This window comes from Microbacterium sp. NPDC089695, from assembly GCF_044749085.1.
Classification (GTDB): Bacteria; Actinomycetota; Actinomycetes; order Actinomycetales; family Microbacteriaceae; genus Microbacterium.
The window spans coordinates 1,132,366-1,157,163 of sequence record NZ_JBIVHG010000001.1; the positions used below are offsets into that span (position 1 = coordinate 1,132,366).

The window sequence follows — 24,798 nt, forward strand, 5'->3', positions numbered from 1 at the left end:
CCGCCTCGTGCGCGGCAGGGGCTTCCGGATGCCTGAGCGATCACTTTCGAGGCGTCGTCACCGCTGTGGGTAGTATTCTGCAACGTCCTCATATGTATGCTTATATCCACCACATGAATACACTACGAAGAAGTTCTACCGGAGTCCTCGCAGCCCTGGCCGTCTTGAGCCTGATCGCGACGCCAGCGGTCGCATCCGCCGATGATCTGGATGGCATCGACGCCATCGACGCCATCGACGCCATCGACGCCATCGATGCAGCGGTGCAGGTCGCCGCGCCGTCGTCGGCTCCCGTCGTTCAGGCCGCGGTGGTCGACGACCAGATCGTGGCGACCGCGGAGGGAACCGAGACCGCCGCTCCAGTGGCTGCCGCCGACGGTCTCGTGATCTCGTCGGATGACGCGGGAGGCGATGCTGCGCGCATCAGCCTGCCCGATGCGTTCGACACCAGTACGGGTGTGCTGACCGGTTCCGACACGGTCGTCTACGAGGCGCCGAGCGGCGACGCCCTCGCAGTGCAGACGCTCGAAGACGGATCGACGCGCGTGCAGACGGTGATCGAGTCGTCGACCGGTGTGCACGAGTTCGAGTACGGGATCGAGGGCTACCTGCCCTATCAAGCCGACACGGGTGAGGTCATGTTCCTCGACCCGCAAGGCGGCTTCGTCAGCGTGGCCGCGCCTTGGGCCGTCGACGCGAACGGCGCCGATGTGGCGACGTACTACGAGATCCGTGGCGATCAGATCGTTCAGGTGGTCGTTCCCGACGAGTCGACGGCGTACCCCGTGGTCGCGGATCCGACCTGGATGTGGAACGGTCCGGCGGGGGGTATGAAGCTCAACCGGTCGGAGACCTCGCGGGTTCGCGACTACGCTCAGGCGGGTGCCATGTGTGTCGCCTTCTCGAAGGGGGCTCCCGCTGTCGCGATCGCCTGTGGAGCGTTCGCCGGGTACATGGCGACTCAGGCATCGCTGGCCGAGAGTGACAAGCCCAAGAGCTGCCTGTTCTTCACCGCCGCTCCCGTGCCGGGGGTCATCTGGCGGGTGAAGTGCTGATCAAGCGCGATCAGCAGATAAGTACGCACTGAAAGGACACCCGGACACCATGATCTACGTCGTTGTCGTGGCCCTCGCTCTCGCCGCAGGGCTGATGCTCGGCATTCGTGTCGACGGTTCGCTCCGCTGGGTCGGGGCCACGGCGGCGGCGCTCGTTCTGGTCGGCCTCGTCGCCGGCAGCCTGGTGGTCGAGGTGGATGCCTGGTTCGCCGGGCCCGTTTTCGCCATCGTCGCCGCGGTCACATCCGTGCTGGTGGCGGCCGAGGCGCGCAGGGATGAGCCTGCGTTCGTCTCCGAGACATACGGGCGACGCGTGCTCCTCGCGATGCGAACCCGCACATCGACGCACAGCGCCGATCCGCAGTGAGCCGGGCTGGGTGCGACCGCTCCTCCCGGCGCACCCAGTCCGATTCACTACTCACTCCGCGCCGGTGCCCTCCCGTCCGAAGTCGGTCGTGAGCCAGGCCTCGATCGACGGGAACGGGAACTCCCGAGGCGCGTGCGCCCCGGCCCCGAGCAGCACCCCGCGCATCCGATCGAGGCGGAACAGCCGCCAGTCGTCGCGGTCGATGTCGTACGCGACGACGTACCACCTCCTGCTGCGCAGGAAATGCCGATGCGGCTCGACCGTTCGCTGCGACTCCCGGCCGTGCTGGTCGGTGTACCCGAACGTCACGCGGGCGCCCTGCGCCACCGCATCCGACAGCGTGCCGACGAGCGCGAAGTCGACGGGGGCGGGGCCGTCTTGCAGGATCTGCGTCGAGAGGGCCGTGGCCGCCGCTCGCCGCCGCAGAGCCGGCGGAAGCGTCTGCTCGAGCTTCACGCGCGCGACGGATGCGGCGGGATCCTCCGGCGCCCAGGCCTCGAGCACGAGGAGGCCGGTGATGATGGTCGCCACCTCGTCGGCGCCGAGGATCAGCGGCGGGATCTTCGTACCGGGATGCAGGCGATATCCCGCTCCGGGCCCGGGTCGCGACCGCACGTCGTAGCCCAGATCGCGGAGCCGTTGCGCGTCGCGCCGCACGGTGCGGCGGCTCGCGTCGAGGCGCTCGGCGAGCTCGTCGGCACTCCACTCGCCGCCGGCCTGGAGCAGCGCCAGCAGATGCAGTGTGCGGTTCGAGGGTGAGTCCACGGATTCATGATCTCGCAGGATGCGGCCCGGATCAGGCCGCATCTGGTTCTACCGTGGCATCATCCGCAACGACATCGACGAGAGGATCATCATGCGCATCGCCATCACGACTCCGAACGGCAACGTCGGGCGGCACCTCGTCAGGATGCTGGTGCGCGCCGGCATCCGTCCGCTGCTGCTGACTCGTCGTCCGCAGAGCATCGCGCCTGAGCTGCTCGCGTTCGTCGATGTCGCCGAGGCCGACTCGCAGGATGCCGCGCAGGTCGTCGCCGCGACTCGCGGTGTCGACGCGATCCACTGGGTCGATCCCTCGGTCATGTCCGACGACCCCCTGGCCGACTACGCCCGCGCGACCGACGCCCTCGTCGCTGCTGTGACCGAGAACGGGATCGGGCGGGTCGTGTTCCAGAGCAGCATCGGGGCCGAGAAGCGCCACGGCGTCGGTGAGATCGACGGGCTCGCCGCGACCGAGGTCGCGCTCGACGCGCTCGACATCGACGTCACGCATCTGCGATGCGGCTACTTCTTCTCGAACCTGCTGTTCGACCTCGAGTCGCTGCGTGCCGGACGCATCGCGACCGTGCTGCCCCTGGATGCGCCGATGGCCTGGGTCGCTCCGCGCGACATCGCCGAGGTCGCCGCGCTGACCCTCCTCGATCAGGAGTGGACGGGGCGACGAGTGCAGGCGGTGCACGGCCCGGAGGATCTGAGCTGGACGGAGGTCGCCGCGATCCTCACCGACGAGCTCAGGCGCGAGATCGTCGCCGTGCGCATCTCCGACGACGAGATGCGGCAGGGACTCCTCACGGCGGGGATGCCGGAGGCGATGGCCGACGCCGTGCTCGGCATGTCGACCGGACTGCGAGAAGGGTTCGTGCCGGAGCAACCCCGGACCGTGGCGACGACGACCCCGACCGGTCTGCGCGGCTGGGTGCGCGAGGAGCTGGTCCCTGCGATGGCCTCCGGTCGTTGAGCGAGCAGCGCCGCGACGAGACGAAACGCCCCGAACGCGTCAGAACCGAAGTACTCTGACGGCATCCGTCCTGCCGCATCGAAGGAGAAGCGTCATGAGACCACTGCGGTATGCCATCAACGTGACGCTCGACGGGTGCGTGCATCACGAGGCCGGGGTCGCGCCCGACGAGGAGCTGATGAGCTTCTGGACGGAGCAGATGACGCAATCGGATGCCGAGCTCTACGGCCGCGTCACGTTCGAGATGATGCGGGAGGCGTGGCGTCGCCCGGATGACGGGGTCTGGCCCGACTGGATGGAGACGTGGGAGCACGACTTCGCCGACACGCTCGACCGGGCGAGGAAGTACGTCGTGTCGAGCACGCTGGACGAGGTCGACTGGAACGCCGAGCTCGTGCGGGGCGACCTCGGTGAGGCTGTTCGGGCGCTGAAGGAGCAGCCCGGAAAGGGACTGTCGGTCGGTGGGCTCGCGCTGTCGACGGCGCTCACGGATCTCGGCCTGATCGACGAGTACCTGTTCGTCGTGCATCCGATCGTCGCGGGTCACGGTCCGTATCTGCTCGACGGTCTGCGCGAGCGGGTGGGCCTGGAACTCGTGGAACGACGCGAGTTCGGGTCGGGAGCGACCCTGCAGCGCTACACGCGGAGCACCTGAGCCGTGGGCTTCACGCCGCGTCCGACTCCGCCCGCTCCTGCAGCGCCCGGGCGACCCGCTCGACGGCCTCGACCATCACGGGCCGCGGCATCGCGAAGACGAAGCGCGTGAATCCGATCGCGGCCTCGCCGCAGGCGGCGCCGTCGGTCATGGCCACGCCCGCATGCTCGCGGAACCACTCGCCGAGGTCGCCGATCAGCCCCGTCCCGCGGAAGTCGAGCAGCGCGATGTAACTGCCCTCGGGCACGATCATCCGCACGCCGGGGAGTTTCTCCGAGACGAGCTGCGCCAGCATCCGCCGGTTGCCGTCGAGGTAGTCGACGACCCCGTCGAGCCACTCGCCTCCCTCGGTGTAGGCGGCGGTGTTCGCGAGCACGCCGAGTGTGGAGGTGCCGTGGCCGGCCCAGAATCCGAGGCTCTCCCAGAGCGCGGCATCCGCGTCGTTGGAGAGGATGACCTGCGCGCACTTGAGGCCCGCGAGGTTCCAGGCCTTGGAGGCCGAGGTCGCGGTGAGCGTGTGCGCGGCGGCATCCTCCGAGACCGAGGCGTAGGGGGTGTGCTGCGCGGGCGCGTAGACGATGGGGGCGTGGATCTCGTCGGAGAACACGCGTCCGCCCGCAGCCGTGACGGTGGCGGCGATCGCGAGCAGCTCGTCGCGCGTCGCGACCGTGCCGAGCGGGTTGTGCGGGTTGCAGAGCACCAGCATCTCGCCGCCGTCGCGGAACGCCTGCGCGACGGCATCCAGGTCCATGACCCAGCGGCCATCGACCTCGATGCTCGGCACCTCGATCACCCGACGTCCGCGCATCGGCGGCACGAGCAGGAACGGCATGTACGCCGGCGTCGGCACGATCACGGCCGATCCGGGAGTCGTGAAGTGCTCGATCGCGAGCTCGAACGCGTGGATGACGTCGGGCACGTGGTGCACCCGCTCGGGCGCGATCTCCCAGCCGTAGTGCGAGGAGTACCACTGCGCGGTCGCCTGCGAGAGTGCGGTCGCGGCGGCGGTGGGCAGGTATCCGGTGAGGCCGACGTCGAGAGCATCCTTCACCGTGGTGCTCACCGCCGGAGCGACCCCGAAGTCCATCTCGGCGACGAACGCGCCGATCGTGTCGGGGAACGTCGTCCATTTGACGCTGCCTGCACCCCGCAGATCGTCTTGCGTGATCAGGTCGAACGCACCGGGATTCATCCCGCCTCCTCCGCGTGGTGATGATGCTCAGGATGCCGTCGCGAAGCGAGGCGGGAGCCCTTCCATCCTTCCACCGGTGGGAGGGGTGGGGCGTAGTCTGTGCGGATGAGCGAGCCGGAGCCGTCCCTGATCCAACAGCGGATGGTGCTGGATCGAAAGCGGATGTCGGCGATCTTCGGCATCGTGGCCTCGGGCGTCGGTGCGATCTTCGCCTTCGTGGTGCGGGAGCTGAGTGAGCCCACCTGGCTCTTCGGCATCGCGATGGTGCTCTTCACGACGGCCGCCATCGTCGCGGTGCTCGGGCTCCGTGACGTTCGACGGAAGATCCGGGAGTTCGAAGGGCAGCACGGGACGGATGCTGGGGTGCGGGACTAGCGGCGCTCGGTGCTCGTGTCTGAACGACGTCGGGCGACGGTGAGGCCGAGCTGCCAGGTGAGCGCGCACAGTGCCACGACAGCGCAGCTGCCTCCGATCACGGTGGCGGTGAGCGGAATCAGATCCAGGGCGCCTGCCGTGCCGCGAAGGCCGGCCTCGACGTCGCCCGCGAAGAGGGCGGATGCTCCCCACCACGCCTCGCCGACTCCGATGAGCACGGCGATGCCGAGCAGGATGCTGCAGCGAGGGTCGGCGACGGATGATGGAGAAGGACGCATACCGAGAGCCAAGCCGATGTGCGGCGGAATGGCGGCATCCTCGCATCAGTCGCAGGCGATGCCGTCTCCATCGCGGTCGAGGTCGTAGATATCGCTGCCGACAACCCGGACAGGTCCCTGCACGTACGCCGGACCGTTGCCGCTTCCACCCGCGCAATCGACGTCACTCGCGATCGGGACACACGCCCCGGTGTAGTTGGGGTCGCATCCGCCGCCGCCCTGCTGCACGAGTGGTGCCGGTGCGGCGACCGGTGCCGGTGCTTTGCTGCCGATCGCGGTGACCTCGTTCACAGGCGCGGTCTTCACGATTTCGCTGACCACGACGCGGGAGACCTCGACGCCATCGACCATCGTCAGGCGGTACGTGATGACCTTGACGCCGTTCACGCCGGCCGTGACAACGGCGGTCGTTCCCTGGTCGCGCAGCGGGTCGTCGACAGTCGTCGCCTCGTACGGGACGACTGCTTCCTCGGTTGCGGTCTCGAATGTCGTCGGGATCGGAGTGGGCGTAGGAGAGGAGGACGCCTCGGTGCTGGCGAACTGCTGAGGCTCGGATGCCGTCGGCGTATCCGATCCACCCATGGACGCGCCGGCCATGCCTCCGCCCATGAGCACGAGCGCTGCGACTCCGAGCACCGCGAGCCCCGACGTGCGCTTTCGCAAGCCGAGAGCAGGCAGCGGGCGAGCGATGGTGACGAAGAACCCGACACCGAAGACGGCGAGGACGGGCAGGATCAGCGCGGCGGGAGACATCCGCGCGAGAAGCCCACCGACCACCAATGCGCCGACGACGATGCCGAAGATCTTCCATCCGGTCCTGCGCTTCTTCGTAGCGGACGCGGGCGGTGGCGCGGCGGTGTGCGTGGCGCTGGGTGATGCCTGCATGTTCGACGGGGCGGGGGCTGTAGCAGCCGTCCACTGGTAGCCATCCCACCAACGAAGTTGGTTCGGGTTCTCTGGATCTGCATGCCACGCGGCAGGCGGTTGTGACATGACGTGCTCCCCTCGGCAGTGAGGCGACGAATCGCCGGCGCCCCAGTGCGCCTCGGACCTGTATATCGGTGTATCGAAATGAATACAACTATCGATTCGATTACGTCCAGGGGTGAGCGCGCGGGCTGCATCCGGCACTCTGCTAATTTCGCGAGGTTGGCTACTCTGCACCGGAGAAAGAACCGTGATGACTACGACCGCAACCAAGACACTCGCGACCATCGCCCTGCTCGGCCTCCTCGGCCTCGGTACGGTGGCGTGCTCGACGGCACCGGAGCCAGCAGGCTCGTCGGGCGACGCATCGTCGTCAACTCCGGGGGCGGTCGAGGAGGAGGCACCTAAGCCCGTCGACCTGACAGGCGAGTGGAAGCAGACCAACTCCAACGATCCGGAGAGCTTCCAGTCCGCAACGATCACTGCCGACACGATCGTGGTGTCGTGGAACGCGACAGACACGAAGTCGCTGTACTGGGTCGGAACCGTGACCGTGCCGGAAGACGGCTCGACGACGTTCACGTTCGACTCCGTCAATGACACGTCGCAGACCGACTCGGCGATGCTGGCCTCGGGTGACCCGACCAAGACATTCACCTATGCGGACGGCGAGCTCTCCTACGAGGTGACCGCGCTTGGAACAACGATGACAGTGCGGCTCGCGAAGCAGTAATTCGATCGCGATCAAACGCCCCCGCCGAGGTCAGCGGTCGCGGATCCGGTGGAAGTCCGCGTCGTCGATGTCCTGAAACCCGATAGAGATCGGCGCGAGTCGGATGCTGTGCGTCGAGCCGTCGTCGCGCGTGATGTCGAGCGTCGAGCTGATGATCACAAAGTCGAACGCGTCCGAGCACGAGAACGACACGGTGAGGGCATCCTCGGTCGGCGTGCGAGCGAACGTCTCGACCGCCACCTCGGTGGAGTCAGTGTCGAACGCGTCGACGCTCGCAGTGTCGGGAGGCAGGGGGACATCGATGCTCGTGCAGGCGGACATGGCGACGACAGCGGCATTCGCCTCTTCGGAGAACTCGTCGGCCTCGACCGCGGATAGGTTCCAGGTTCCGACGTCGGACGTGACGGGTTCGCGCCTGCCGTCGTAGATCACGCCGACGGTGGTGAACGAGATCCCCTCTGGCGGGACGTCGAGCTCGAACGCGATGTTGCCGACCTTCATGCCGTCGGCTCCTTCAACGGCGATGACGTCGAACTGCCCCGGTGCGAGGTCTGCGTCGCCGGGGAGGTCGATGCCGGTCACGTCGGTCCAGATCGGGTCGGCGCCCGGGGCCACGAAGACGAGATTGACCGGATACGCGCCGCCCGCAGGGACGACGACGTGCGCTGACGTCAGCGCGAACCGGGCGTCAGGATCAGCCGACGGAGTGGGCGTGCAGGCGGTGGCGAGAGTGAGAACGCCCACCGCGAGCATGCCTCCGCTTGCTCTGATCAGTGCGCGCATCTCACTGGTAGTAGACGATGAGGTACTGATCCTTCGTGGGTGAGTACAGGTCGCCATACGACCAGGAAGCGCCGGGAACGACCTTGCCGTCCTGATACCAGGCTGTCTTCACGCCGTACTTGTTGTAGTTCGACGCGAGGCCGAGCTTTGAGAACCGGCTGCTGGAAGCGGCGATGTTGATCGTGATCGAGTATGTCTTGGTGACGCTCGCCGCTACGCCGATGTTGTTCGACGCGGATGTTGCGCTGATGCCGAGCCCCGCGGACACCGTTGCGCCGACTGTTGTCGCGCTGCTCCAGGAGTATCCGGTCGACTTCGCCCAACTACCTGTCAGGTACGTGACGAATTTCTTCTGCACGAGCACCGGACCGCTGAGTTTGACCGCCTTCTTGACGGGAGCGCCGCACACCACGCACCGTAGTGCGCCCGCCTGGGCAGACGAGGGCTCAGCGTCCTCGTCCCCCTGCGTCGATGAAGCAGCGATTGTGGTGTTGCTGGATGCCGGAGCGGGCTCTGGACCGATGACGGCGTGCGCGGGAGTGCCTGAGATGAAAAACAGTGCTCCGACGACGAGCGCTGAGAACAAGATCTTGTGAAGCGCCGGATGCGGCATGACAACTCCTGACTATGTCTTCTTTCAGGTAATTTAAGGCCTCATATGAGGTCAATCGCAATATATTCCGCCCGACTGCCGAACCCGCGGGTGGCTGAGCCGTCCGTACCGTTTCAGGGCGAGTGAAACGCCAGGCGATGCCGTACGACTGAGTAGCCTGGACGGATGCCCCGTCCCCGTAGTGAAGCCGCGCGCCAGGCCGTGCTCGCGGCGATGCGCGCCGCCGTCATGGCCGGCACGTACGAGGCCGTGACGATCGAGGGACTCGCGGAGTCGGCCGGAGTCGCCAAGCAGACGATCTACCGGTGGTGGCCGTCGAAGGCGGCGATCCTCGGCGAGGCGCTGCTCGAGGGTGACCTGCCCGGGGCCGACGTGTCGGTGCCGATGACCGACGACATCCGCGATGACGTCCATGCGTGGTTCGTGGCGATGTCCGAGGGACTCGGGAGTCCCGAGGGTGTGGCGCTCGCGCGGGCGCTGATCGCCGTCACGGCCACCGACCACCAGCTCGGGCTCGCGTTGAACGAGCGGCTCGCGGCGCCCATCCGGACGTGGGTGGCCGAACGGATCGCGCGCGGTCAGGTCGACGGCGAGGTCCGCGGCGACGTGGATGCCGTGGCCATCGCCGATCAGCTCATAGCGATGGCGTCGTACGCGGCGTTGATCGGGCAGCCGCTGAGCGAGGAACGCATCGAGGAGACGGTGACGCGGCTGCTGCGGGGTATCGCGCGCTGACCGGTCGTTGAGCGAAGACGACGAAGTCGCCTGAGACGAAACGTCGTGAGCTGAGTCGCTTGGTCGCTTACGGCGTGCAGTACGCGATCATGGCGTCGGTCGCTGTGCGCAGCTGCGTCGACGCGGCATCCACTCCGCTGACGTCGCCCGTGATCGCCTTCTCGCCCTCGGTGACGAAGGCGTCGATGCTCGTGGTCCACGTGTCGCGCAGGGTGACGAACTCGTCGGGACCGTCGATGTCGCGGATCTTCTCCGATACCGCGCGCACCTCGTCGAGCGCCGCCTGCGCGGCCTCGGGGGTCGGCGAACTGAGCTCGTTGATCGCTCCCGACACCTGCGCCGCCTGAGTGGCGACCTGGCCGCACGCCGCGAACGTGGCGGCCTGCGAGCATCCGGACAGGAGCAGGATGCCGACGGCCACGGACGCGAGGGCGGGGAGACGCTTCATAGGGGACAGGGTATCCGGGGGAGATGTGAGGACGGCGCTCGCCGCATCCGAGGAATCCGTCTGAGGAGACGACGCGAGCACTGCTCTTCACCTCCGCGTCACCGAGGGTTCGGATGCTCGTTCCCTGGTCGTCCGGAGCGGTCACGTTGCGTTCGGAAGCATGGGCGGTGGCGGGCGTCGGCTCGCTCTGACGACACATCGAAACGAGAAGAGACTATGCAGAACACTCCCCTACGTTCACTGGGCCGCGTCACCGTGGTCGGTTGCCTGATCGGCGGTCTCACCGCGATCGGGCTGCCCATGGCGGCGAACGCCGACGAAACTCCGGATGCTCCGAAGAACATCATCGTGTTGATCTCCGATGGCGCCGGATACAACCAGTTCGACATCGCGAACCAGTTCGAGACCGGCACCTCGCAGAACCAGATCACCGTCGACCCGGCGACCGGTGCGATCTCGCACGAAGCGAGCGTCGACACCCAGGTGTACGACAACTGGCCCGTGCAGGTCGGCCAGAGCCACTTCTCGGCGAACGGCCGCGCCTACTACGCGCCCGAAGATGCCTGGGGCTCCTTCGACTGGGTGGCAGACGGCGCCACCGACTCCGCTGCGGCGGGAACCGCGCTCGGCACCGGTGTCAAGACGAACAACGGAACGCTCGGCTACGACGCCGACGCGAACCGCCTGCTCACGCTCGGGGAGCAGGCGATGGAGGTCGGCAAGAAGGTCGGTCTCGTCACCGACGTGCCGTTCAACCACGCGACCCCCGCGGGCTTCATCGCGCACAACCAGAGCCGCAACGACTACCACGGTCTCGCGACCGAGATGATCGACAGCGGGGTGGATGTGATCATCGGCGGCGGGCATCCGAACTACACCGACGCGAACACCTCGCGTTCGTCGCACTACGGATCCGGTTCCTGGATCTCGCAGGCCGACTTCGATCGCCTCTCGACCGGTCAGACCGAGTTCGACTTCATCGAGAGCAAGGCGCAGTTCGAGCAGGTCGCCGCGGGTGAGAACGTGCCCGACAAGCTGTTCGGTCTCGCCCGCGTCGCGGAGACCTTCCAGTACAACCGTCCTGGTCTCGACAACAACGGTGTGCTTCCGTACAGCGACAAGGCCAACAGCGATGTCCCGTCGCTCGCGACGGCTGCGGATGCTGCGCTGAACGTGCTCGAGAACGACGAGGAGGGCTTCTTCCTCATGATCGAGGGCGGCGCGGTCGACTGGGCGGGTCACGCCAACCAGACCACGCGTCTCATCGAGGAGCAGCAGAGTTTCAACCAGGCCGCCGAGGCCGTCGACGCCTGGGTGCAGGAGAACAGCAGCTGGGATGAGACGCTCGTCATCGTCACCGCTGACCACGAGACCGGCTACCTGATGGGTGCCGGCGCGGGGCCCGAGGTCGGGTGGACCCCGATGGCCGGTGAGGCGGGGCAGCTGCCCGAGGTCACGTGGCACTCCGGTGGCCACACCAACGCGCTCGTCCCGCTCTTCGCCAAGGGTGCGGGAGCGGATGTGCTCGCGGGTCGGGCCGACCAGTGGGATTCGGTGCGTGGTGCGTACCTCGACAACACCGACGTGGGCGAGGTCGTGTTCGACTTCCTCGGCCACTCGTTCGAGAACCCTGAAGGAGCGGGAATCGAGGCCACCGTGCAGCAGTCGACCGCCGAGGGTGCGCTGTCGATGACCGTGTCGGGTGTCGGCGAGTCCACGCTGCTCAGCGGCGCGGGTTCGGAGCTCGTCGGTCAGCTTCCCGCCGTCAGCGTCTCGGACACGCGCAACGAGGTGCAGGCGCAGGGTAAGGGCTGGACTCTCTCCGGCTCGGCAAGCGCGTTCACCGCGGGAAACCGCGAGTTCGGTGCAGAGGCGCTCACGTGGACCCCGAAGATCGTCGACAGCGAGAACGGTGCGAGCGCCGGTCCCGCGGCGACGCTCGGTGCGCCGGCGGCGCTCGCGGACTCGACGCGCACCTCGCGCGTCGGCACCACCGTCGTGAGCGCCGACCTGAACCTCGCCGTTCCGGCCGAGGCGAAGAACGGAAACTACGGCAGCGAGATCGTCCTCTCGCTCTTCGCGAAGGACTGATCATCCTGCGGGGGTCGGTCGGACGACCGACCCCCGCAGTCGTCCTCCCCGGCCGGATGTCTCCGGCCTTTTCGTCGTTGAACAGGATCGCCATGACTCGCACTCTCAAGACACTTCTCGCCCTCGTCGCCGTCGGCGCGGGGGTGGTATTCACGCCCGTCAGCGCTGCGCTCGCGGACGTCCACCCTGCGGCATCCGCGGAATCCGTGCAGTGGAGCGTCGCTCCTGCCGCAGCGGATGGCGCAGATGGACGTATCTCGCTGCGGCACACGATCGAGCCCGGCGCGGTGGTGGCGGATGCCATCGTCGTCGCCAACACCGGTGCCGTCGACGCGACGTTCGAGGTGCGCGCGGGCGACGGCGTCGTCGGGGGAGACGGCGCTTTCGACATCGCCCAGGGCGCCCCGGCTGGATCGGGAGCATGGATCGCGATCGAGGGGCTCGCCGAAGGCCAGGTCGCACTTGCTGCGGGGGAGTCCCGGATTCTGCCCATCACCATCTCCGTCCCCGCGGATGCCGTGCCGGGTGACCACCCGGCGGGCATCGTCGTCGGCATCGCACAGCAGAATGACGGCGTCACCGTGCATCATCGGATCGGCGTGCGGGCCCACCTCCAGGTCGCCGGCGACATCGCACCGGCGCTCGAGGTGTCGGATGTGCAGACGTCGTACGAGGGGTCGTGGAATCCCTTCGACGCGGGGGTGCTGACAGTCGAGTACACCGTCGCCAACACGGGCAACGTGAGGTTCGGCGCGAGTGGCGGCGTCGCCGTGTCCGGGCCGTTCGGGCTCGGAGCGGCGGGTGCGCAGAGCGACGAAGCAATGGAGATGCTGCCCGGTGCGACCACGACGCGCGTTCACGAGGTCGCCATCTCGCCGCTGCTGCTGCTCATGGGGGATGTGACCGTGACGCCATTGGTGCTCGGCGATGACGCGTTCGCGGCGCCGGATGCTGTGAGCTCGGGATTCACCGTTGTGGCGGTGCCCTGGGGTGCGGTGATCGGACTCATGGTGCTGGCGGGTGTTGTGCTGCTCGTGATCCGTGTGATTCGGCGGGGTCGTCGGCGCACGGAGGCGCGCATTCAGGCGGCCGTGGCGGAAGCGCGGGCGAGCGTCGCGCGGGAACGGGAGGGTGTGCTGTCCTGAGGGGTGTTCGTTTGCTGACGACCCTCAGCGGTTCAGGCTCTGAGGTGGTGGTCGTCCGGTGTTCTGACGCGTCGGAAGAGGGCGAACGACAGTAGGAAGGTCAGGGCGAGTACCAGCGCGCCGGCTGCCTCCCACGACCCGGTGATGCTGACTGCGTTCGTTTCGCCGCCGTCGTGGAATCCGTCGAAGGTGGCGACGAACGGGATGATGATCGTGCGGGCGGTCGCGAACGCGGTAACTGCGAGCAGCATCCCGGCCGTCGCGACGAGTCCCGCGACGATTCCGAGGGGGCACGCGACGATGAACAGGCGTGGGGCGAGTTCGTTGATTCGTGGCGGCATGCGATTCCCTTCTGAACGCAATGTATCGCCAGTGTAGTCATCTGTGTGCTTTTATGTCCCATGTGGCCAATCGGATCGTTTGCCGTCTCGCGCTCGTCCGTCGAAGCTGAGTACTCGCGGATGTCGTTCGGAATGTTCCTGATCACCGTCGGAGTTGTGGGTACCTCCCTGATCCTCGGGATGATGATGCGCACCCTGTGGGTTACGAATCGAGTTCGAGCCGTCGGCCTCTGGCTCCTGCCGCTGCTCGTGATGGGTGCGCTTGGAGCGTTCGTGACCTCGTACCGCCCGATCGCCGACCCGCTCTGGCTGCACTACGTGCTGATCGTGGGGTGCCCGTTCGCGGTCGGATTCGTGGGGCTCGCGTTGCTGATCGGTCGCGGATCAGCAGACGAGCGGGAGAGGACCGAGTGATGTTCGTCGTGGTCGGTCTGGCCATGTTCGCGTGGGGGATAATCGTCGAGCGCGCCGGACGGACGCTTGGCACGGTACTCGCGCTGCTGCCGGTCGTCCTCTGGTACGGGTTCTCTGTGTGGGCTCAGTCTCGCGGTGAGTTCGGTGAGCGGGAGGCGGCGGATCACGCGACCGCACTGCTGGTGGGACTCGTATGCTTCAACGCCGGTCCCGTTGTCACCGGCCCGGTGGCGGGATGGCTTCGCGAGCGACGAGATCCTCCGGCGCAAGAGCGGGCGAAGTAGTACGAACCGCGGCGCGGGCTCCGGGCGGGTCCTACTGAACCGACCATCCCCCGTCCGACGCCAGCACGGCTCCGTTGATGTTCACGGCGTCGTCCGACAGCAGGAACGTGATCGACGCGGCGAGGTGCTCGGCGGTCGCGACGGTGGGGATGGCCTGCTGGAACGGAGCGAGGCGTCCGGAGCCGTACTCTGACATGTTCGGGGGCATCGGGATGCCGGTGGCGACCCCTCCGGGAGCGACGCTGTTCACGCGGATGCCCTTCGACCCGTACATGAACGCCGCGGACTTCGTGACGCCGATGATGCCGTGCTTGCTCGCCGTGTAGGCATTGCCCGAGGCGTTGCCGCGCAGGCCCGCCTCGCTCGAGACGTTGAGGATCGCGCCGCGGCCGGCCTTCTCCATGATCGGCAGCACCGCGCGCATGAGCTTGAACGGGGCGGTGAGGTTGATGGCGATGACGCGGTCCCACACGGCATCCGTCGTCTCGCCCGCGGGGGAGAAGTCGTCGTTGATGCCGGCGATGTTAGCGAGGCCGTCGATGGTGTCGCCCGCGGCGGCGATGACGGCGTCGATCGCTTCCTGCTGAGTGAGGTCGCCGGCGACCGTGATGATGCCGGGCAGCTCGACCTTGAGCGCGCCGAGCTTCTCGGCGGAGATGTCGGCGGCGATGACGCGTCCGCCTTCACGGGCGATGCGGGATGCCGTGGCCTTGCCGATCCCGGACGCGGCGCCCGTGACGATCACGGTCTTGCCGGCGAAGCGTCCGGTGGTGGGGGTTTCTTTCCAGGTGTTGGTGTCGCTGTCTTCCGGGATCTCGCCGTTGTTGGCGGCGCGGACGAGGTCGTCGACGACCGACTGCGGGAGCTGGCCCTGGCTCATCGCGACGAGCTGCTGAAGCGGGAGGCCGAGGACGGGCGTGAGGAGCTCGGGGTCGGCGCCCGTCTGCTCGAAGAGTCCGCGGATGAGCGGGCCGCCGGTCGGGTCGTTGAGCCAGTCGCCGATGGTGGAGTGCGCGGTGAGGGCCATGAGGTGCTCCTTCGGGTTTCGCAACGGATCGTCCAGTTAGAGTAACGTGCGACGTAGGTCCGCGGAACGACGATGGCGTCGATCCCTGCTTCGCTTCAGACTTTCGGCGCAGACCAATTCCCATATGGCTGGATAACGCGGAAAGCGTCGTCGACCGATAGGGATCGATCAAGGAGCTTGCCCCTCGGTAGAACGGCGTCATGTGGATCATCCGCACCCGCTTGCAATATGCAGTGTGGATGCTTCGACGTCGGCGGCGCGGCCATCGACGGGTGCTGTTTCGCTCAGCACGTCGCCGGGACCTCGCGCTTCTTCACCTCGGTGCGATCGAGTTAGCGATCGCACGTGCTCGACCTCCCCACGATGCCGCGTCGCTGGTCAGAATCTGACCAGCACGGATATCGGGAGAATTGGTCGACGACGTAGGCGCAGGACGCTCAGCCGAGTTGTTAGCCGACGCTCGATGTTGACGTCGACGTCGATGACCATGACGCTCCGACCCGCGACGCGCATGCTCCCCGAGTTCGGGGCCCGGTGGGCTCGCCGCGACGCCGACGGCGCATCGCGTGCACATCTGCTTTCGGTGACACCTGCCGAACCGTCAAAGTCATGACGTGCTCTCGGCCTGTGAGCAGTGCCAGCAACGGACTCGATACAGTTAGGCGAGACGCTGGCGGTCGCACCAGCCGCGATGGAAGGAGTCATCCAATGGCTGACAGGTCGACAACGACGGCGACATCGAATCTTGAGGACGTGCTGTGGGAATCCGCGAACAGGTTGCGATCCAACATGGATGCTGCGGAGTACAAGCACGTGGTGCTAGGACTCATCTTTCTCAAATATGTATCTGACGTGTTTCAACAGCGTCGCGCGAAACTCGATGAGTGGAGCCGGGACGGATCTTCTGAGTACTTCACTCCAACAGACGAAGCGCGCCGAGAGTTACTCGAGGACCGCGACGAGTATTCCAGTGAGGGGGTGTTCTGGATACCCGAAGGCCATCGCTGGGACGATCTCAAAAAGGCCGCCAAGCGGCCAGACATTGGCACACGTCTCGATGACGCGATGGAAGCGATCGAGAAGGATAACCCCACCTTGAAGGGTGTGCTCCCGAAGAACTATGCGCGCAGAGAACTCACGTCGCAGACGCTAGGCGGCCTGATCGACTTGTTCAGCAATCAAGACCTAGCCGTTCAGGAACATGAGAACCTGGATGTGCTCGGGCGGGTTTTTGAGTACATGTTGAGCAAGTTCGCTTCGGCAGAAGGTAAGCTCGGGGGCGAATTCTTCACCCCTCGTAACGTCGTGCGCCTAATGGTCGAGATGTTGGAGCCGTTCAATGGTCGCGTGTACGACCCGGCTTGCGGATCTGGCGGCATGTTCGTGCAGGCAGATCGATTCGTGAAAGCTCACGGTGGCGTGCGTAATGACATCAGCGTGTTCGGACAGGAGCAAAACCCAACCACTTGGCGTCTCGCGAAAATGAATCTGGCGCTTCGTGGCATTGAAGCGAACCTCGGCCCACAATGGGGCGACTCATTCACCCAAGACTTGCATCCCGACTTGCGAGCAGACTTTGTAATCGCGAATCCGCCGTTCAATATAAAGAGCTGGGGTGCCAGCCGACTTGCCGGGGACGCACGATGGCAGTACGGCGTTCCGCCGGCCGGTAACGCGAATTTCGCTTGGCTGCAGCACATGCTTCACCATCTCGCTCCCACAGGAACTATGGCAACGATCCTTGCGAACGGTTCACTATCGTCGAAGCAATCCGGCGAGGGTGACATCCGACGCAAGCTGATTGAGGCCGATCTAGTTGAGTGCATTGTGACTCTTCCGGGGCAGCTATTTTACACAACCCAGATTCCGGTTTGCGTATGGTTCCTCACGAAGGACAAAACCGCGCGGAAGGTCGCCAGTGAGCGCGAGCAGCGAGACCGCCGCGGCGAGGTGCTGTTCATCGACGCGCGCGGACTCGGGACGATGATCTCCCGCACCCTAAAGGAACTGACCGATGTCGACGTCCAACTGATCGCCGAAACGTTCCACGCATGGAGAGGAGAGCCGGGGGAGAAACTGTACGCGGATGCCCCCGGTTTCTCGGCATCGGTCACGCTGAACGACATCGCGAACCGCGATTTTGTGCTCACGCCGGGACGCTACGTCGGCAGTGAGCCCGTGCCAGACGACAGTGAGCCGCTCGACGAGAAAATCGCACGGTTGACAAGCGAGGTGCGAGAAGGGTTCTTGCGACGTGAAGAATTGCAGGAACGAGTGCTTGGGGCGTTGGGGGCGCTGCGTTCATCATGAGTCCAAGATGGAGCTCTACCACGCTCGACAAGGTATTGGCTCTGCAGCGTGGATATGATCTGCCGACCCCACAACGTCGGCCGGGGCCAGTGCCGATCGTCGGTTCTTTTGGGGTAACGGGATGGCATGACGAGGCGAAGGCGAGTGGGCCAGGTGTTGCGATCGGCCGCAGTGGCGCTTCAATCGGCGTTGCGACTTATGTGGCGCAGGACTACTGGCCGCTGAACACGGCTCTTTTCGTCAACGACTTTCGCGGGAACGACGAGCGATGGGTCTACTGGTTGTTAGATCTGATCGATTTTTCGGGCTACAACTCCGGCAGCGCCCAGCCGTCCTTGAACAGAAACTATCTCGCGCAGATCTCTGTACTTCTCCCTCCGGTCGACGAGCAGCGGCGAATCGCAGACGTGCTTCAGGCCTTCGAGGAGCTCATAGATGCTGACGAGCGACTTGCTATAAAGTCGGCCGAACTTGCGTGCGCCCTCGCGCGCAAAGCAACCGGCACAGTGCCCCTCGGTGAGCTCGCCCAAACGCCGCGCCTGAGAGTGATCATGCCCGAGGGGGCGACCGCGCATTATTCACTGCCCGCATTCGATGAGCGCGAGTTACCCGAGATCGTGGCGGGGGACTCTATCAAGAGCGGAAAGCAACTGCTTGTCGATCCGGTTGTGCTCGTGTCTCGCCTCAACCCACATATCCCGCGTGTCTGGATGGCGTATCCGTCCAGTGGACTCGCATGCGTTGCTTCGACGGAGTTCGTTCCGATCGTGCCGATCGATTCAGTGGACGGTGTTCGTGTCGAAGAACTCTATGCGGTCGCGTCGGCTCCAGAGTTCGCCGAGCAGATGCGAAGCCAGGTCACCGGGACAACCGGTAGCCATCAGCGTGTCGATAAGTCTGTCATCTCCAGACTCTTGGTGCCCGATGTCCGGTCACTTGCGGGACCGGTTCGTGAGGCGATGGTTCTGCTCGTTCGGGCGGCGCAAGCTAGTCGCGATGCCGCCGCGGAGTTGCGTCGTAACCGCGAGGAGTTACTTCCGGCCCTGATGTCCGGTCAGGTTCACGTAGTCGACATCGAGGAGCTGTTGAGATGAGCTCTATTCCGAGTGAGGCTGAACTGGAGCTCCTGGTGCTCGAGACCCTCGCCGATCAAGGCTGGGTAACGGCGCATGGCACGGAGATCGATCCCGAGTCCGGCTACCCTGCGCGCACCGACTTCCGAGAGGTGGTGCTACGACACAGACTTGAAGCTGGCATCCGCCGACTCAATCCCGAGCTTGATGATGGCGCAGTGGAGGAAGCGCTACGCGCCGTTATCGCGCCCGAATCGCAGTCCCCGATGCAGGAGAATTGGCGTGCATACAAGCTCCTTACGCAGGGGGTTCCGATCGAAAGCCGCGCTCCAGACGGCTCTCCCCGCACGGTTCGAGCGCGGCTAATCGACTTCGACGATCCGTTCGCGAACGATCTCCTGGCGGTCCACCAGTTCCGCGTGCAAGGGCAGCATCACAACCGGCGACCGGACGTGGTGCTGTTCGCTAACGGTCTACCTCTGGTGCTCTTCGAACTCAAAAGAGCTGGCGCGACAGGCGCGTCGTTGCGCGGGGCGTTTAACCAGCTGAGTACGTACCAGCGTGATATTCCGGATTTGTTCACGTGGAATCAACTTTGCGTGATTAGCGACGGTGTCTTGGCGCGGGCTGGGCAATTCACAAGCAGGTGGGAGCATTTTGCGCCCTGGAAGACGATCGAGGGAACCCTCGCATCCGCCGCGCTCCCGCAGTTCGAAGTTCTGATCAAGGGAATGTTGCAGCCCGAGCGACTGCTTGATTTGGTGCGGAGCTTCACAGTGTTCACAACGGAAGGTGGGCGGGTGGTTCGCCTAGTGGCGAAGTACCACCAGTTCTGGGCGGTCAATAAGGCGGTATTCGCAACAACTGAAGCCGTGGAAGGAGACGGGCGTGCCGGCGTCGTCTGGCACACTCAGGGTTCGGGTAAGAGCTACGAGATGCTCTGGTACGCGGGCAAGATAATGCGGCACCCTGTGATGGAGAACCCCACTCTCCTCGTGCTCACCGATCGCAACGACCTCGACGATCAACTTTTCGATGACACGTTCGCTGCGTCACTTCCTAACGCTCCTCTTCCCGAAAAGCCCGTGCAGGTAGATACGCGCGCAGAGCTCAAGGGCGTGCTCAGTAGGCGGGAGTCCGGCGGGATAGTCTTCTCCACGATTCAGAAATTTGGGTTGTCGCAGGCCGAGAGAAACGCAGGCCAAGCGTTTCCTCTGCTTTCGGATCGCACAAACATCGTGGTGATGGTCGATGAGGCGCATCGATCAAACTACGACTTTATCGACGGCTTCGCTCGTCACCTGCGTGACGCACTTCCGAACGCGACGTTCATCGGGTTCACGGGAACCCCAATTGAGTCTACAGATAAGTCCACCAAGAGTGTCTTCGGAGACTACATCGACGTCTACGACCTCACGCAAGCTGTCGAGGACGGAGCGACCGTCAAAGTATTCTACGAACCTCGTCTGGCGCGTGTCGAACTGCCTTCGGAGGCTCTCAACGAGATCGACGATTCATTCGCCGAAGCCGTGGCGCTCGTCGAGGACACTGCCCGCGAGCAGCTGAAGTCGAAATGGGCGAGGGTGGAGGCGATCGTCGGTTCCAGTGAGCGTTTGGCCGAGGTCGCCGCAGACCTGGTCATGCACTGGGAAGCCCGGCGCGGGGCATTCGCTGGTAAGGGCATGATCGTGACAATGTCTCGCCGCATCGCGGCAGCGCTTTACGACGAGATCGCTCGCTTGCGACCCAGCTGGGTGACGGATGACGACACGACCGGCAAACTGAAGGTCGTGCTCAGCGGGTCAGCGGCAGATGAAGCGCTCCTGCAGCCGCATATCCGGACGAAGGAAGCCCGCCGCGCGCTAAGGGATCGCGCAAAGGACCCAAATGACGAGCTCGAGCTGGTGATCGTTCGGGATATGTGGCTGACCGGGTTCGATTCACCCTCGATGCATACGATGTACGTGGACAAGCCGATGCGTGGCGCGAACCTCATGCAGGCGATCGCGCGGGTTAACCGCACCTTCAAGGATAAAGAAGGTGGTCTTGTCGTCGACTACATCGGCATCGCGGAAGACCTGAAGTCTGCGCTTACCGATTAAGCGCAGCGTGACCGCGATAACTCGGCGATGGGTGAAGACGTGCGCGTCCACGCGATCCCTGCGATGCGCGCCGAGCACTCCGTCGTCGATGCGCTGCTGCACGGCTACCACTGGAGGTCGCTGCTCAGCGCTGGCGGATCTCGCGCTTTCATCAACGCGCTCGCGGGAGCATTGGATCATCTGCTGTCCGCCTCGATGGTGGGCGCGCCGCCCGGCGTCGCCAGCGAGAAGGGCAGGTTTCTGACCCACGCGAGTCGTTTCGTTCGGCTCTATGCGCTTTGTGCAGGTACGTTCGAGGCTGAGGCATTGAAGACGGATGCAGCCTTCTTTGAAGCGGTTCGAGCACAGCTCGCGAAGCTTGAGGGAGGTGACCGTCGCTCCGACCCCAACGCCGAAGCCGAGACCGCAATTCGTCAGATCGTTTCCGATGCGATGGCCGGCGCGGGTGTAGTTGACATCTTCGAAGAGGCCGGCCTCTCGCGGCCCGACCTATCACTGATTGACGACGACTTCATTGCGAGATTTCAGAGCTCCGACCGCAAGAATCTTCAACTCGAGGCACTCAGACGACTGCTCTCCGATCAGATCTCGAACATCTCGAAGCGAAACCTAGTGGCCGGTCGCCAGTTTTCGGAATTGCTCGGCGAGTCAATTCTCCGCTATCAGAACCGTGCTCTCGACTCCGCACAAGTTATTCATGCGCTGGCGGATCTCGCGCAGCGCATGACCGCCGAAGCGAATAGAGCCGCATCTCTAGGGCTGTCCGAGGACGAGCTTGCGTTCTATGACGCCATCCGAAGCAATGACGCCGCGGTGCTGGCGATCGGCGATGAGAAGCTAAGGTCGATCGCGCATGACCTGGTTCAAATTGTTCGCCGCGACGCCAAGACTGACTGGACCGTGAAAGAGCAGGTACGGGCGAAGCTGCGAGCGACGATCAAGCGATTGCTACGGCGGCACGGCTATCCGCCTGACAGGGCTGATATCGCAATCACCACCGTGATTCGCCAAGCCGAGGCGCTAGCCACCACGCGTGGCGGCGCGGATTCGAATCCCTCATGAAACCGCCCGTCGAACCGCTGACGCCCATTCCGACCGAAGCGCGGGATGCCTACTTTGAGTATCGATTCGCGCTGGGCGCGCCCGATATCGAGGTCGCAGGTCTCGCCCTCCGCGTTTCTGACGTGCTCCAGCTCGACCCGCTCGCCTATGAGGAGGCTCGCCAGGAACTCCTGGCTGACGTTTGGGCGAGCATTGTCAGCGAGTGCGATGAGGCCTCGGTGCGTAGGCTGCGCACTCTTGCAACACTCATCCCAAAGGGGGGAGCTATTCCCTTCGTCGGCGCAGGGGTCTCGAGCGCGAGCGGCTACCTGGGCTGGGCAGATTTCCTGTGTTCGCTTTGTCGAGACCCAGACGAAATCGAGGCTGCGAGGGCCCGTATCCGTGCCGGTCAGTTCGATTTGCTCGCGTCGGAGATCCGTGATCGACTCGGCAAAAATGCGTTCGACGAAGCGCTCCAAGTTTTCGACGCTCAACACCCGCCAAGTGAGCTGGCGCTTCTCGTTGTTTCAACATTTCGGCAGGGTGTCGTTACCACGAATTTTGATTCAGTGCTCGAACGGGCGTTTGAACTGGTCGACGAACGATTCTCGGTGATCGAGGGATCTGGAAACTGGTCGGGATGGGCACGGGAAGCACCGTACCTCACGCGCCCGCTGCTGAAGCTACATGGGCACTTCCGCCGCCCACTGCACCGCGTTCTGCTCGCAGAAGAGTATGCATCCGCATATGGTGCCGGCGGACCGGTCACTCGCGACATGACTCACCTCCTACGGTCCTCATGCCTCGTTTTCATCGGTTGCAGTCTTACGGCGGACCTGACATTGGCGCGAGCGAAGGAGCTTCAGGAGAACGATGGTGGGGATGTGTTGCCGCAGCACTTCGCTTTCCTTCAGACCCCGGATTCCGAACTCGCGGCTCGCGAGAAGTTCCTGACCGAACGCGGAATCTTCCCCATTTGGTACCCGAACGAAGCCGGCGACCACATTTTACTATCTGACATGCTCTGGGCTCTCCGCTGCGAGGTGGAGCTTGGCTAGCTGTGCAACCGAGCTAGGTTGGTCGATCTATCGATAGGTGGGTGGAACCTCGATCGGGGTGCGTAACCTGTGGTAATTGTCGGAGCGCTACCAGATCCGGATCGTTATAGCGGGCTGGATCAGAGTATTAGTGCTCAGCGTGCGCTCAGTAGGCGGGGAGGGTGGTGTCGTCGCCGCGAATCTCGGCGGAGCGACGCGGGAGCGGGCGGCGATGACGGTGTGTGAGCGACGCTGGCGTGCACCTCGAGGTGGGCATGCTCCGTCGGCCGCCGATGTCGAGCGGTCCCACCGCAGCTGCAGAACTGCAAGGATCAACTGAAGAGGACCTGGCCGTCGCAGAACGTCGAGATGCGGGGGTGCGCGCCCGATGCCACGACCCCGACCGTGGTCATCCGAGGGCCGCCTCCACGAGAGGCCTGATGGCATGTTCGCGACGCGCAGCGCCCAGCCCTCACGCCTCCTTCGCAGCCGGGCGATGGTGACCTAGTCAGCACTCTGCTTCCGCCCCCCAGCACTGCGCGGAGGATTCGCCCGCAGATGCCTACTCACTCGGGTCATAACCCGCTCCAGCACCTCGACATCCCTGTCATCCAGAGACTCGAACAGCAACCCCCGCACGACCGCGATATGCCCGGGGAACACCTCCGCCAGCACCGCCCGCCCCGCATCGGTCAGTGTCACAAGAGTGCTCCGCTCATCCTCCGGTGACGGCGCCCGCGTGACCAGCCCGCGCTCCTCGAGCGTCTGCGCCTGATACGTCAGCCCGCTCCGGCTGTACACGACCCCGTCGGCGAGATCCGTCATCCGCAGTGACCCACCAGAAGCATCCCCGAGCCGCGCGAGCAGCTGGAACTGCACGTAGCTGAGCTTGCCGACGTCGCGCAACTGCTTCTCGACCTCGTGTCGCAGCAGGCTGCTGACCTCGGTGAACGCGAAGTACGCCGAGAGCTCGAGCGGGGACAGCTGCGCGGGTCGACTCATGATCCCAGTATAGGTTGCTTCGAATTCGAAGCAGTGTTACGGTCGCCATATGCTTCGAATTCGAAGTACCTACGAAAGGGAAGAAGTCATGAAGGCAGTACGGTTCCACGAGGTCGGCGGTCCCGAGGTGCTCCGCATCGAGCAGATCGGCGAGCCCACTCCGGCGGCGGGTCAGGTGCGGTTGCGCGTCGCGGCATCCGCTTTCAACGCCGCCGACACCGGCATGCGCGCCGGATCCCTACCGATCTCGGTGAAGCTCCCACACGTCCCCGGATACGACGTGTCCGGAACGATCGACGCCATCGGCGACGGCGTCGAGGACTTCGCGGTCGGCGACCCGGTGATCGGGTTCCTGCCGATGACCGACGACGGAGGCGCCGCCGAATACGTCGTCGCTCCCGCCGACTCGGTCGTCGCGGCCCCTGCGAGCGTTCCGCTGGAGGATGCCGCTGCACTCCCGTCGGTCGCCCTCACCGCGCGCCAGGCGCTGTTCGACGACGGCGGACTCGAAGCCGGCCAGCGCGTGCTCATCGTCGGCGCCGGTGGAGTCGTCGGCAAGTACGCGATCGCCCTCGCCAAGCGCGCGGGTGCCTACGTCATCGCGACCGCGAGCCCATGGAGTGAGGATGCCGTGCGCGCCGCCGGCGCGGACGAGATCATCGACCATACGCAGACGGCGGTGCAGGATGCCGTGACCGACCAGGTCGACCTGCTGCTCAACCTCGCCCCCATCGAACCAGACGAGTTCACCGCCCTGGTCGGCCTCGTGGGCGACGGGGGAGTCGTCGTCAGCACGACCGCGTGGATGCCCGCCCCCGACGACGCCGACCGCGGCGTGCGATCGGTCGTCGTGTTCGTTCAGAGCGACGCCGACAAGCTGCGCGAGCTCGTCGGACTGGTGGATGCCGGGGTGCTGACCGTTGAGGTCACGCGGCGGGTTCCGCTTGAGGAGCTGCCGGCCGTGCACGCCGACGCAGCGGAGGGGCGGATCGCGGGGAAGGTGATTGTGATTCCGTGAGGGTCTCGCGGCAT

General features: G+C 65.2%; 27 protein-coding genes. 17 read left to right on the forward strand and 10 right to left on the reverse strand.

Going from position 1 to position 24,798, the window contains the following annotated elements:
• Positions 1 to 164 precede the first annotated feature (164 nt).
• On the forward strand, positions 165 to 1,055 hold the full coding sequence (locus ACIPYT_RS05565; protein ID WP_401071448.1) for a hypothetical protein: 891 nt from the start codon (positions 165 to 167) through the stop codon (positions 1,053 to 1,055).
• Between the two features lie 49 nt (positions 1,056 to 1,104).
• Entirely contained in the window at positions 1,105 to 1,422 is a 318-nt protein-coding gene (locus ACIPYT_RS05570; RefSeq protein WP_401071450.1) for a hypothetical protein, read from the forward strand.
• Positions 1,423 to 1,473: 51 nt separating this feature from the next.
• Here the strand turns inward: ACIPYT_RS05570 and ACIPYT_RS05575 are convergent, their stop codons facing one another.
• Positions 1,474 to 2,187 (reverse strand): helix-turn-helix transcriptional regulator, encoded by a 714-nt coding sequence (locus ACIPYT_RS05575; RefSeq protein ID WP_401071452.1) that lies wholly within the window; start codon positions 2,185 to 2,187, stop codon positions 1,474 to 1,476.
• A 19-nt stretch (positions 2,188 to 2,206) separates the two neighbouring features.
• On the opposite strand from ACIPYT_RS05575, the gene ACIPYT_RS05580 reads away from it, so the two are divergent.
• Positions 2,207 to 3,160, forward strand: a complete 954-nt coding sequence (locus ACIPYT_RS05580; RefSeq protein ID WP_401071454.1) for an NAD(P)H-binding protein — start codon at positions 2,207 to 2,209, stop codon at positions 3,158 to 3,160.
• A 94-nt stretch (positions 3,161 to 3,254) separates the two neighbouring features.
• A complete protein-coding gene (locus ACIPYT_RS05585; protein ID WP_401071456.1) occupies positions 3,255 to 3,815 on the forward strand; it encodes a dihydrofolate reductase family protein in 561 nt (186 codons plus the stop codon).
• Positions 3,816 to 3,825: 10 nt separating this feature from the next.
• On the opposite strand, the gene ACIPYT_RS05590 is transcribed toward ACIPYT_RS05585, so the two are convergent.
• Positions 3,826 to 5,007 carry a MalY/PatB family protein gene (locus ACIPYT_RS05590; RefSeq protein WP_401071458.1) on the reverse strand — a complete coding sequence of 394 codons (1,182 nt, stop codon included), beginning with the start codon at positions 5,005 to 5,007 and terminating at the stop codon, positions 3,826 to 3,828.
• Between the two features lie 105 nt (positions 5,008 to 5,112).
• Between ACIPYT_RS05590 and ACIPYT_RS05595 the strand changes: the two genes are divergently transcribed.
• A complete protein-coding gene (locus ACIPYT_RS05595; protein ID WP_401071460.1) occupies positions 5,113 to 5,382 on the forward strand; it encodes a hypothetical protein in 270 nt (89 codons plus the stop codon).
• On the opposite strand, the gene ACIPYT_RS05600 is transcribed toward ACIPYT_RS05595, so the two are convergent.
• A complete protein-coding gene (locus ACIPYT_RS05600; protein WP_401071462.1) occupies positions 5,379 to 5,660 on the reverse strand; it encodes a hypothetical protein in 282 nt (93 codons plus the stop codon). The genes ACIPYT_RS05595 and ACIPYT_RS05600 overlap by 4 nt on opposite strands.
• 45 nt (positions 5,661 to 5,705) lie before the next feature.
• Positions 5,706 to 6,791 (reverse strand): G5 domain-containing protein, encoded by a 1,086-nt coding sequence (locus ACIPYT_RS05605; protein WP_401071464.1) that lies wholly within the window; start codon positions 6,789 to 6,791, stop codon positions 5,706 to 5,708.
• A gap of 49 nt (positions 6,792 to 6,840) precedes the next feature.
• On the opposite strand from ACIPYT_RS05605, the gene ACIPYT_RS05610 reads away from it, so the two are divergent.
• A complete protein-coding gene (locus ACIPYT_RS05610; protein ID WP_401071466.1) occupies positions 6,841 to 7,320 on the forward strand; it encodes a hypothetical protein in 480 nt (159 codons plus the stop codon).
• Between the two features lie 30 nt (positions 7,321 to 7,350).
• Here the strand turns inward: ACIPYT_RS05610 and ACIPYT_RS05615 are convergent, their stop codons facing one another.
• Both ACIPYT_RS05615 and ACIPYT_RS05620 read right to left on the reverse strand, forming a co-directional pair.
• Entirely contained in the window at positions 7,351 to 8,103 is a 753-nt protein-coding gene (locus ACIPYT_RS05615) for a hypothetical protein (RefSeq protein ID WP_401071468.1), read from the reverse strand.
• Position 8,104: 1 nt separating this feature from the next.
• Positions 8,105 to 8,716: a hypothetical protein gene (locus ACIPYT_RS05620; RefSeq protein WP_401071470.1), complete on the reverse strand. Its 612-nt coding sequence runs from the start codon at positions 8,714 to 8,716 to the stop codon at positions 8,105 to 8,107.
• Positions 8,717 to 8,881: 165 nt separating this feature from the next.
• On the opposite strand from ACIPYT_RS05620, the gene ACIPYT_RS05625 reads away from it, so the two are divergent.
• Positions 8,882 to 9,451 (forward strand): TetR/AcrR family transcriptional regulator, encoded by a 570-nt coding sequence (locus tag ACIPYT_RS05625; RefSeq protein ID WP_401071472.1) that lies wholly within the window; start codon positions 8,882 to 8,884, stop codon positions 9,449 to 9,451.
• A gap of 67 nt (positions 9,452 to 9,518) precedes the next feature.
• Here ACIPYT_RS05625 and ACIPYT_RS05630 read toward each other — a convergent pair whose 3' ends face one another.
• Positions 9,519 to 9,899: a hypothetical protein gene (locus tag ACIPYT_RS05630; RefSeq protein WP_401071474.1), complete on the reverse strand. Its 381-nt coding sequence runs from the start codon at positions 9,897 to 9,899 to the stop codon at positions 9,519 to 9,521.
• A 216-nt stretch (positions 9,900 to 10,115) separates the two neighbouring features.
• Here ACIPYT_RS05630 and ACIPYT_RS05635 point away from each other — a divergent pair, with 216 nt between their 5' ends.
• Positions 10,116 to 11,990 (forward strand): alkaline phosphatase, encoded by a 1,875-nt coding sequence (locus ACIPYT_RS05635; RefSeq protein ID WP_401071476.1) that lies wholly within the window; start codon positions 10,116 to 10,118, stop codon positions 11,988 to 11,990.
• 92 nt (positions 11,991 to 12,082) lie between these two features.
• Positions 12,083 to 13,135 (forward strand): hypothetical protein, encoded by a 1,053-nt coding sequence (locus ACIPYT_RS05640; protein ID WP_401071478.1) that lies wholly within the window; start codon positions 12,083 to 12,085, stop codon positions 13,133 to 13,135.
• Positions 13,136 to 13,167: 32 nt separating this feature from the next.
• On the opposite strand, the gene ACIPYT_RS05645 is transcribed toward ACIPYT_RS05640, so the two are convergent.
• Positions 13,168 to 13,476, reverse strand: coding sequence for a hypothetical protein (locus tag ACIPYT_RS05645; protein ID WP_401071480.1), 309 nt, complete (start codon positions 13,474 to 13,476; stop codon positions 13,168 to 13,170).
• 156 nt (positions 13,477 to 13,632) lie between these two features.
• Here ACIPYT_RS05645 and ACIPYT_RS05650 point away from each other — a divergent pair, with 156 nt between their 5' ends.
• On the forward strand, positions 13,633 to 13,890 hold the full coding sequence (locus ACIPYT_RS05650; RefSeq protein ID WP_401071482.1) for a hypothetical protein: 258 nt from the start codon (positions 13,633 to 13,635) through the stop codon (positions 13,888 to 13,890).
• Positions 13,890 to 14,174: a hypothetical protein gene (locus ACIPYT_RS05655; RefSeq protein WP_401071483.1), complete on the forward strand. Its 285-nt coding sequence runs from the start codon at positions 13,890 to 13,892 to the stop codon at positions 14,172 to 14,174. The genes ACIPYT_RS05650 and ACIPYT_RS05655 overlap by 1 nt, the downstream gene beginning before the upstream one ends.
• 31 nt (positions 14,175 to 14,205) lie before the next feature.
• Here the strand turns inward: ACIPYT_RS05655 and ACIPYT_RS05660 are convergent, their stop codons facing one another.
• Complete coding sequence (locus tag ACIPYT_RS05660; protein WP_401071484.1) at positions 14,206 to 15,201, reverse strand: SDR family NAD(P)-dependent oxidoreductase; 996 nt, start codon at positions 15,199 to 15,201, stop codon at positions 14,206 to 14,208.
• Between the two features lie 708 nt (positions 15,202 to 15,909).
• On the opposite strand from ACIPYT_RS05660, the gene ACIPYT_RS05665 reads away from it, so the two are divergent.
• From ACIPYT_RS05665 to ACIPYT_RS05685, 5 genes are all read left to right on the forward strand, one after another.
• Positions 15,910 to 17,511, forward strand: a complete 1,602-nt coding sequence (locus tag ACIPYT_RS05665; RefSeq protein WP_401071486.1) for a type I restriction-modification system subunit M — start codon at positions 15,910 to 15,912, stop codon at positions 17,509 to 17,511.
• Positions 17,512 to 17,600: 89 nt separating this feature from the next.
• On the forward strand, positions 17,601 to 18,605 hold the full coding sequence (locus ACIPYT_RS05670; RefSeq protein ID WP_401071488.1) for a restriction endonuclease subunit S: 1,005 nt from the start codon (positions 17,601 to 17,603) through the stop codon (positions 18,603 to 18,605).
• Positions 18,602 to 20,686, forward strand: a complete 2,085-nt coding sequence (locus ACIPYT_RS05675; protein ID WP_401071490.1) for a type I restriction endonuclease subunit R — start codon at positions 18,602 to 18,604, stop codon at positions 20,684 to 20,686. The genes ACIPYT_RS05670 and ACIPYT_RS05675 overlap by 4 nt, the downstream gene beginning before the upstream one ends.
• Before the next feature lie 27 nt (positions 20,687 to 20,713).
• Positions 20,714 to 21,748 (forward strand): DUF3387 domain-containing protein, encoded by a 1,035-nt coding sequence (locus ACIPYT_RS05680; RefSeq protein WP_401071492.1) that lies wholly within the window; start codon positions 20,714 to 20,716, stop codon positions 21,746 to 21,748.
• The gene (locus ACIPYT_RS05685; RefSeq protein ID WP_401071494.1) at positions 21,745 to 22,785 is read left to right on the forward strand and encodes an SIR2 family protein; all 1,041 of its coding nucleotides are present in this window, start codon (positions 21,745 to 21,747) and stop codon (positions 22,783 to 22,785) included. Before ACIPYT_RS05680 ends, ACIPYT_RS05685 begins: the two co-directional genes overlap by 4 nt.
• A 483-nt stretch (positions 22,786 to 23,268) precedes the next feature.
• Here the strand turns inward: ACIPYT_RS05685 and ACIPYT_RS05690 are convergent, their stop codons facing one another.
• Positions 23,269 to 23,766: a MarR family winged helix-turn-helix transcriptional regulator gene (locus ACIPYT_RS05690; protein WP_401071496.1), complete on the reverse strand. Its 498-nt coding sequence runs from the start codon at positions 23,764 to 23,766 to the stop codon at positions 23,269 to 23,271.
• An 88-nt stretch (positions 23,767 to 23,854) separates the two neighbouring features.
• On the opposite strand from ACIPYT_RS05690, the gene ACIPYT_RS05695 reads away from it, so the two are divergent.
• Entirely contained in the window at positions 23,855 to 24,784 is a 930-nt protein-coding gene (locus ACIPYT_RS05695; protein ID WP_401071498.1) for an NADP-dependent oxidoreductase, read from the forward strand.
• The last annotated feature ends 14 nt before the right edge of the window (positions 24,785 to 24,798 follow it).

What these genes read in the sequence shown, in the direction of transcription:
- ACIPYT_RS05570 (WP_401071450.1), top strand. Translation starts at nt 1,105, where the DNA reads ATGATCTACGTCGTTGTCGTGGCCCTCGCTCTCGCCGCAGGGCTGATG.
- ACIPYT_RS05580 (WP_401071454.1), top strand. Translation starts at nt 2,207, where the DNA reads ATGCGGCCCGGATCAGGCCGCATCTGGTTCTACCGTGGCATCATCCGC.
- ACIPYT_RS05585 (WP_401071456.1), top strand. Translation starts at nt 3,255, where the DNA reads ATGAGACCACTGCGGTATGCCATCAACGTGACGCTCGACGGGTGCGTG.
- ACIPYT_RS05590 (WP_401071458.1), bottom strand. Translation starts at nt 5,007, where the DNA reads ATGAATCCCGGTGCGTTCGACCTGATCACGCAAGACGATCTGCGGGGT.
- ACIPYT_RS05595 (WP_401071460.1), top strand. Translation starts at nt 5,113, where the DNA reads ATGAGCGAGCCGGAGCCGTCCCTGATCCAACAGCGGATGGTGCTGGAT.
- ACIPYT_RS05600 (WP_401071462.1), bottom strand. Translation starts at nt 5,660, where the DNA reads ATGCGTCCTTCTCCATCATCCGTCGCCGACCCTCGCTGCAGCATCCTG.
- ACIPYT_RS05610 (WP_401071466.1), top strand. Translation starts at nt 6,841, where the DNA reads ATGACTACGACCGCAACCAAGACACTCGCGACCATCGCCCTGCTCGGC.
- ACIPYT_RS05615 (WP_401071468.1), bottom strand. Translation starts at nt 8,103, where the DNA reads ATGCGCGCACTGATCAGAGCAAGCGGAGGCATGCTCGCGGTGGGCGTT.
- ACIPYT_RS05620 (WP_401071470.1), bottom strand. Translation starts at nt 8,716, where the DNA reads ATGCCGCATCCGGCGCTTCACAAGATCTTGTTCTCAGCGCTCGTCGTC.
- ACIPYT_RS05625 (WP_401071472.1), top strand. Translation starts at nt 8,882, where the DNA reads ATGCCCCGTCCCCGTAGTGAAGCCGCGCGCCAGGCCGTGCTCGCGGCG.
- ACIPYT_RS05630 (WP_401071474.1), bottom strand. Translation starts at nt 9,899, where the DNA reads ATGAAGCGTCTCCCCGCCCTCGCGTCCGTGGCCGTCGGCATCCTGCTC.
- ACIPYT_RS05635 (WP_401071476.1), top strand. Translation starts at nt 10,116, where the DNA reads ATGCAGAACACTCCCCTACGTTCACTGGGCCGCGTCACCGTGGTCGGT.
- ACIPYT_RS05640 (WP_401071478.1), top strand. Translation starts at nt 12,083, where the DNA reads ATGACTCGCACTCTCAAGACACTTCTCGCCCTCGTCGCCGTCGGCGCG.
- ACIPYT_RS05645 (WP_401071480.1), bottom strand. Translation starts at nt 13,476, where the DNA reads ATGCCGCCACGAATCAACGAACTCGCCCCACGCCTGTTCATCGTCGCG.
- ACIPYT_RS05655 (WP_401071483.1), top strand. Translation starts at nt 13,890, where the DNA reads ATGTTCGTCGTGGTCGGTCTGGCCATGTTCGCGTGGGGGATAATCGTC.
- ACIPYT_RS05660 (WP_401071484.1), bottom strand. Translation starts at nt 15,201, where the DNA reads ATGGCCCTCACCGCGCACTCCACCATCGGCGACTGGCTCAACGACCCG.
- ACIPYT_RS05665 (WP_401071486.1), top strand. Translation starts at nt 15,910, where the DNA reads ATGGCTGACAGGTCGACAACGACGGCGACATCGAATCTTGAGGACGTG.
- ACIPYT_RS05675 (WP_401071490.1), top strand. Translation starts at nt 18,602, where the DNA reads ATGAGCTCTATTCCGAGTGAGGCTGAACTGGAGCTCCTGGTGCTCGAG.
- ACIPYT_RS05680 (WP_401071492.1), top strand. Translation starts at nt 20,714, where the DNA reads ATGGGTGAAGACGTGCGCGTCCACGCGATCCCTGCGATGCGCGCCGAG.
- ACIPYT_RS05685 (WP_401071494.1), top strand. Translation starts at nt 21,745, where the DNA reads ATGAAACCGCCCGTCGAACCGCTGACGCCCATTCCGACCGAAGCGCGG.
- ACIPYT_RS05690 (WP_401071496.1), bottom strand. Translation starts at nt 23,766, where the DNA reads ATGAGTCGACCCGCGCAGCTGTCCCCGCTCGAGCTCTCGGCGTACTTC.
- ACIPYT_RS05695 (WP_401071498.1), top strand. Translation starts at nt 23,855, where the DNA reads ATGAAGGCAGTACGGTTCCACGAGGTCGGCGGTCCCGAGGTGCTCCGC.